General features: G+C 51.7%; 6 protein-coding genes and 2 pseudogenes. 3 read left to right on the top strand and 5 right to left on the bottom strand.

Annotated elements, in window-relative coordinates:
- The 3 genes and pseudogenes from ACP5D4_RS20665 to ACP5D4_RS20655 all read right to left on the bottom strand — a co-directional run.
- A pseudogene (locus tag ACP5D4_RS20665) lies at nt 1–342 on the bottom strand (RNA-guided endonuclease TnpB family protein); the annotation flags it as partial.
- Nucleotides 315–566, bottom strand: a complete 252-nt coding sequence (locus ACP5D4_RS20660; protein WP_428013498.1) for a helix-turn-helix domain-containing protein — start codon at nt 564–566, stop codon at nt 315–317. The gene ACP5D4_RS20660 and the pseudogene ACP5D4_RS20665, both read right to left, overlap by 28 nt.
- Before the next feature lie 348 nt (nt 567–914).
- Nucleotides 915–1,121: pseudogene (locus ACP5D4_RS20655) on the bottom strand (helix-turn-helix domain-containing protein); the annotation flags it as partial.
- A 425-nt stretch (nt 1,122–1,546) separates the two neighbouring features.
- Here ACP5D4_RS20655 and ACP5D4_RS20650 point away from each other — a divergent pair.
- A complete protein-coding gene (locus ACP5D4_RS20650; RefSeq protein ID WP_428013497.1) occupies nt 1,547–1,723 on the top strand; it encodes a hypothetical protein in 177 nt (58 codons plus the stop codon).
- A 160-nt stretch (nt 1,724–1,883) separates the two neighbouring features.
- On the top strand, nt 1,884–3,161 hold the full coding sequence (locus ACP5D4_RS20645; RefSeq protein WP_428013496.1) for a peptidoglycan-binding protein: 1,278 nt from the start codon (nt 1,884–1,886) through the stop codon (nt 3,159–3,161).
- Between the two features lie 33 nt (nt 3,162–3,194).
- Here the strand turns inward: ACP5D4_RS20645 and ACP5D4_RS20640 are convergent, their stop codons facing one another.
- A complete protein-coding gene (locus ACP5D4_RS20640) occupies nt 3,195–3,569 on the bottom strand; it encodes a group I truncated hemoglobin (protein WP_428013495.1) in 375 nt (124 codons plus the stop codon).
- A gap of 353 nt (nt 3,570–3,922) precedes the next feature.
- On the opposite strand from ACP5D4_RS20640, the gene ACP5D4_RS20635 reads away from it, so the two are divergent.
- On the top strand, nt 3,923–5,632 hold the full coding sequence (locus tag ACP5D4_RS20635) for a PAS domain-containing sensor histidine kinase (RefSeq protein ID WP_428013494.1): 1,710 nt from the start codon (nt 3,923–3,925) through the stop codon (nt 5,630–5,632).
- Nucleotides 5,633–5,735: 103 nt separating this feature from the next.
- Here ACP5D4_RS20635 and ACP5D4_RS20630 read toward each other — a convergent pair whose 3' ends face one another.
- Nucleotides 5,736–5,927 carry a heavy-metal-associated domain-containing protein gene (locus ACP5D4_RS20630; RefSeq protein WP_428013493.1) on the bottom strand — a complete coding sequence of 64 codons (192 nt, stop codon included), beginning with the start codon at nt 5,925–5,927 and terminating at the stop codon, nt 5,736–5,738.
- Nucleotides 5,928–5,985: the final 58 nt, after the last annotated feature.

Below are 5,985 nucleotides of genomic sequence, written 5' to 3'. Positions count from 1 at the left end.
AGAGAAAGCCGTCCTAGAAGGACGGGGCTTGAATCCCATTATTTTTTGGTCAGGAACTTCAGAGTCGCACTGAAGGGTTAGCATCACGTACCACCCGGAAGCACGTTTGACTACCTGGGCTTGTTTGATAACGAAGCCTTCAGGAATCGGTCGTGAGAGTCGCATTTTCACCCAACCCACCCCAGGGAGCTTGACGCGGTTTCCCCGAACGGGGTCTTTTCCCAACTGCACGAACAGCAGAGAACGCAATCTTCCCGGTTTCTTAAATCTGGGGAATCCATGTCCTCTTTCCCACATCGAGACAAAGGCTTTCTCTAAACGTCGCAACACCTGTTGCAGCATTTGAGTTGAGCTGTACCTAGCTCAGGATAGGCTTTTCGAGCTTGAGTTAAGGCTTTACACTGGCTTGAAAAGCTGGGTCGCGGCGCGTCGGGGGATATGACGTACTCACCTCGAAGAGAGCATCGGTCGATGGGACAGGCTCTCGACTTGTACCAGTCTTTGCGCTCTGCCAAGGCATAGTTCCAGACCCGACGAGAGGTTTCTAGCCATTCGTCATATAGCAATCCTAAGTCAATTGTGGCAATTCATAGAAGTGAAACTCAAGATCGAACGAAGATCGGATTGTCTCTAGATCTGTCTCTAGATCCCCGGCATCTTGGAGATGCCGGGGATCTCGCACAGCCCTGGATCGATCGGGGATTTGGCCACGAATCATTTCCTATGGCTATAGGTCTGTTGCTGCTGTTGAGTGGGCGCAAGTTTGTACTGGTACGTGAGGGGAAGCATTACCTAAAAACGACACGATATCCCCCCTTTAGTTCCCCCCTTAATAAGGGGGGTTAGGGGGGAGGTTGAAATATGCAATCAAAAAGTCTCCCTAGAAGGGCGAGGCTCTAACCCAAAAATTTTGGGTAGTTCGGGAATGGTGCATCTGCTGGCAAGATAAATTCCTGCCGAATTGAGCAGGCATTCACGGGGGATTTGCGGGAATTTAGCCAGTCCTTGCCTTCCCGCCGCGCAAAATTCCAGACCTGGCGGCACAGGCCAAGAATGTGTTCGATCTCTGAAATCTGCCCAGGAGTTGGTTTGAGTTTAAATTCCCACGTCATATTGAGCATATCTACTTACATCGTAGCAGATATTTTGTAGGTTAATTCCCTCGGTCGCACTTCGCTACACCACCAGCCAAGGTTTCAGCTATGGCGGTCGTACTGCGAAGAATCTGGATAGCTTGTTTTTTTTAATGTAAACAAAAGTATCGATGCTTTATATTTATTTACATTTAGGGAGCAATGGATCTCACCCGTTATTTTGTCTAAATTTCTGCGAATGAATGACAAAATAGGTGTTTTAAGAGTTTTTGACTCGAAAGAATTTTAACGATCGCACCGGATCGAAGTGTTAAAAAACACATACAAATTTAAAGCTCAGTTACGATTTGGGCGACTGGGGATCGATCGAGAGAATTCCAGTGATACCTTGAGGAAACTGAAATTCTTGTAAGGAATTGCAGTTGGAAACGTCGCGTTCGGCTAGTCGAGAAATGTACGATAAAAACACGCAAAAAGATCCCCTCGTTGCTGCTGTGACCGCCGGATTGGGCGCGGGCGTCGCTACGTCGTTCGCCGTCAGCCAAGGTCAAAGTCCTTGGGTGGCGTTGGGAATTACCGCCTTCGCTGTGGTGGTGACGTTGTTAATCGATCGCGCGGGGTTAATCTAGGTCGCTCGATTGGGCGGATCGATCGAATGAACTGAACCCGCATTGGGGAAATCAACGCCACAACTTCCGAAACCACGTGCCATACTAAGGGTGTTTCTCGCGGCTCTTTCTCGCGAAATCCCGAGTGTGGCTGTTTTTTTTCGCAAGTTTGATGAAGGATATGGCTGTTTTTGCAGGCTCACCCCTCGTTCGCTGCTGTCCTCGATTCTTGAAGAGGGGCGGTGGAAACGCGAAACCCCTTCCCTTCCCTGTGGCGATCGCCCTCTCGAGTGTGGCGGTTCTCAGTGCAGTAGAACCGGGGTTATCGCGAACTGCGCGATCGATTTCCCCGTCAGGGGTAGAAGTCGAGACTCACCTGGCTCAAACGCAGCGACGGACGCTTCAATACCAAGATAGTGGCGCGGACGTTATAGAACTCCAGCAGCGATTGAACGAACTGGGATATTTGAACATACAGCCGACGGGTTTTTTCGGAGTTTTAACCCAAGAAGCGGTGTTGAACTTCCAAGCCGACAGAGGTTTGGAAGTTGACGGCGACGTAGGCGATCGAACCTGGGATCGGTTACTGGCGTTGACTTCGTTCCCGTCGAGTTACGTACCCGTCTTTCCCCCAAACACCTGGCCTTACACAGATACAGTCGTTTTACGACCGGGCGATCGCGGCGACGCCGTCGAAAGGCTACAAGCCGCCCTCAATGAAATCGGTGTCGGGGAATGGTTCAGAACGGGGGGAATCAATGAAGACGGCCGTTACGGCTCGCAAACGCGAGACGCGGTGACGCGATTTCAGCAAGTTTACAACGTTGACGCGCCGATTTTGGGGGAAGTCGATACGACAACGGCGACCGCTTTACAAGAGGTATTAGAAGGATCGCGGGATGTTCTCGGACGACCGGGAACCTTCCGTTTGGAGCGAGGCGATTCGGGATTGGCGGTGTGGGAACTGCAACGGGCGCTCTCGGAAACGCCCCAGGAGTACTTTCCGGATTCGCCCTATTACAGCGGAACCGTCAACGGTGAGTTCGATTTTGCCACGGAACGGGCAGTGCGTCAGTTCCAACGAGACAACAATTTACGTCAGACGGGAATCGCCAACGAAGCGACGTTGGAAGTGCTGTTTGAGGATTACAACTATGTCGTTGTGGTTCCCGTACCTCGAAACGACGCCTTGTCGGATTCTCTCGAAGAGATACGAGACGCCATCGCCGCTCTCGATTGGTGGTTCCGCAATCTCAACATCCGCGATTTAAGCTTGTTTGACGACAGCCGCGGTCCTTACGTGCAGGTGGGACAGTTTCGCGATCGCTCGGACGCCGAGTCGCGAGTGGACGAGTTACGAGACGAGGGACTTTCGGACGCGCGAGTGGTGTATTTCCGCCATCCGTTCGATCGCCGTCAGATGTCGAGAGCGGAATTCGAGTCGCGATACGGTTCTTGAGGCGTTTCGGTTCGGAAACGCCTCGGGGGTGCATCACTGATTTAATACGTCTTTTTTATGTTGGGGGGCGGCGACGACGCCAGCCACTTCTTCCAACATTTCATCCGAAACCCCCATTTCTTTGAGGGTGGTTAACAGATTTTCGGCGATGGCGTCGAAATGGGACTCGTTCAAGCCTTGTTTTTCCACTAATTCCTGGTGTGCTTCCCGCATATAGCGGCCGTCGTAGCGATCGCTTCCCCCCAGGGCGTAGGTGATGAAGGCTTTTTGGTGCGCCCGTTGCTTCTTCATGTCTACATCGGCGAAAAAGGCAGCGATGCGATCGTCTTTCAGGACGCGATCGTAAAATCGATCGACCGCGACATCAATAGCATCTGCACCGCCGAGTTGCTGGAATAAAGTCGTCATATCTGTGTGACTTGCTCTTAATTTCTGGATTTTGCCGGATTTGGCCTAGATTCAGACTATACAGCAACAAGCCAGGTTGTCTTTGACTTAAATCAAAAAGGCTCTTCGGAGTCACACTCGAGATATCCAGATCCCCGGCATCTTGGAGATGCCGGGGATCTTAGACTAGATATTCACACGAGACTCCAGAACGATCGCGATCGACCGAAAAATTGCCGCTTTTCCATTCGTTTCGATGGCGTGGGGAAAGCGAGATCGGCATTCCAGGCAGGTTGGAACGAGGTCGAGCGTCAAAAACCGCCCTGAGATTTGCTACCATCAAAAAGGCAATCCTCTCGTTATCCCTTGCAATCGTGGAGGATGGAGATTTCGCAGAATTTGGAGGTAAGTGCGACGGCGTGGAAAACCCAAACGCTTTCAACTCAGATCGACTTCGCCTCGCGATCGAACAGTCCCCCGTGGCGATCGCCCTGTTCGACCTCCAAACGCGACTCGTCGCCTGTAGTCATCAGTGGCGTGAAGACTTCGGCTTCGGCGATCGCGATTTAACCCATTTAACCGACAAAGATCTCGCCTATAACGACCTGGTTCCCAACGCCCCCAAACAGTGGAAAGACGCCTATCGGCGCACGTTACAAGGCTACCCCACTCCCTGCCAACCGCATCCTCTGACCCTTCCCGACGGCTCCACCAAATGGATGCAGGGGAAACTTAGCCCCTGGCGAGACGAAGCTGAGGAACTCTGCGGTATCATTTGGGCGACGGAACTACTCTCAGAAGCCGAACAAGCGGATTTCGGCTGGGGCAACGTTTTTAAACTCTCGCCGGACTTGCACTGTATCGCCGGGTTCGACGGCTACTTCAAACGACTCAATCCCGCTTGGGAAATCGTTCTCGGCTACAGTTGCCAGGAATTGAAATCGCTGCCGTTCATGGAACTGGTGCATCCTGAAGATCGCGAACGGTCTCTAGAAGCCGCAAAAACCCTCGTTGAAGGGGGCGTTCACGAAACCTTTGAAAACCGCTATTGCTGTAAAGACGGTTCCTATCGCTGGTTGCAGTGGACTTCGATTTCTTTGGTGGAACAGCAACTCATTTACGCCGTCGCTCGAGATGTAACGCAACGCAAAAAGACGGAAATCGCCCTACGAGAAAGCGAATCCCAACTGCGTCAAAAAGCCGATCGATTGTCGAAAACCTTGCAAGAACTGCGCCAAACTCAGATGCAATTGGTGCAAACGGAGAAAATGTCCAGTTTGGGACAACTCATCGCAGGCGTCGCCCACGAAATCAACAACCCCGTGAACTTCATCTACGGAAACTTGGTTCACGCCAAAGAATACACCGAAGATATTCTCGGGCTGTTGCAGTTATACCAAGACCAAGACGACAAACCCAGTCCCGAAATTCAGGAAGAAGCCGAAGCGATCGATTTAGAGTTTTTGGTGGACGATTTACCGCAGTTACTTTCGTCGATGATGGTGGGGGCGAATCGCATCAAGGACATCGTGGCGTCTCTGCGGAACTTCTCCCGTATGGACGAAGCGGAAATGAGCTTGGTAGATTTACACGAGGGGATCGACAGTACCCTCACGATTTTGCAAAACCGCATCAAAGCTAAGCCCAACCGTCCCGCCGTCGATATTATCAAAGAGTATAGCGATTTGCCGAAAGTCGAGTGTTTCGTGGGACAGCTGAATCAGGTGTTTATGAACATCATCAGTAACGCCGTAGACGCCCTCGAAGAACGCGATCGCGATCGAAGCTATAAAGAGGTTGAAGCCAATCCCAGTTCCATTCGCATCTGTACCGCCAAACACGGCGAAAACGCCGTCAGCATCCGCATTATCGACAACGGACCGGGAATCGAACCCGAGGTGCGCGATCGCCTCTTCGAGCCGTTTTTCACCACCAAACCCATGGGAAAAGGAACGGGGTTAGGACTCTCCATCAGCTATCAAATTATCACAGAGAAACACGGCGGTACGCTCACCTGTCGTTCCGTTAAAGGGGAAGGAACGGAATTCGAGATCGTCATCCCCGTCGATCGAATTGAGAATTGAGAGGGAACGGGGAACAGGGAACAGTGAGGTAGGGTGCGTGACTTGAAAACTCGGGCGTGAATCGTTAGAGAGATCGATCGTCACGCACCGTCAACTCACCCCATCACGCGATCGAATATCCGGCTTCGGTAATGGCGGCTTTTACAGCGTCTTCGGATTGTTGGGTGTCGATCGCAACGGTTTTCTTTTCTAAATCCGCTTCGACTTTGGCGGACTCGTCGAGTTGGCGAACCGCTTTCGTAATAGTGTCCGCACAAGCGGAACAGGCCATGTCGGGAACTTTGAGAGTTAGCATGGTTTTACCCTAATCTTTGGGTCTAAAGCCTCCCCCTTCTCGGGGGACTTTACCAGTG

Origin of the sequence: Baaleninema sp. (assembly GCF_049974805.1) — a bacterium.
GTDB lineage: Bacteria > Cyanobacteriota > Cyanobacteriia > Cyanobacteriales > Geitlerinemataceae > Baaleninema.
This window is presented reverse-complemented; position numbering and strand designations above follow the sequence as displayed.

Excerpts from the sequence above, each read along its gene's own strand:
- ACP5D4_RS20640 (WP_428013495.1), bottom strand. The coding sequence starts at position 3,569 with ATGACGACTTTATTCCAGCAACTCGGCGGTGCAGATGCTATTGATGTC.
- ACP5D4_RS20630 (WP_428013493.1), bottom strand. The coding sequence starts at position 5,927 with ATGCTAACTCTCAAAGTTCCCGACATGGCCTGTTCCGCTTGTGCGGAC.
- ACP5D4_RS20650 (WP_428013497.1), top strand. The coding sequence starts at position 1,547 with ATGTACGATAAAAACACGCAAAAAGATCCCCTCGTTGCTGCTGTGACC.
- ACP5D4_RS20645 (WP_428013496.1), top strand. The coding sequence starts at position 1,884 with ATGGCTGTTTTTGCAGGCTCACCCCTCGTTCGCTGCTGTCCTCGATTC.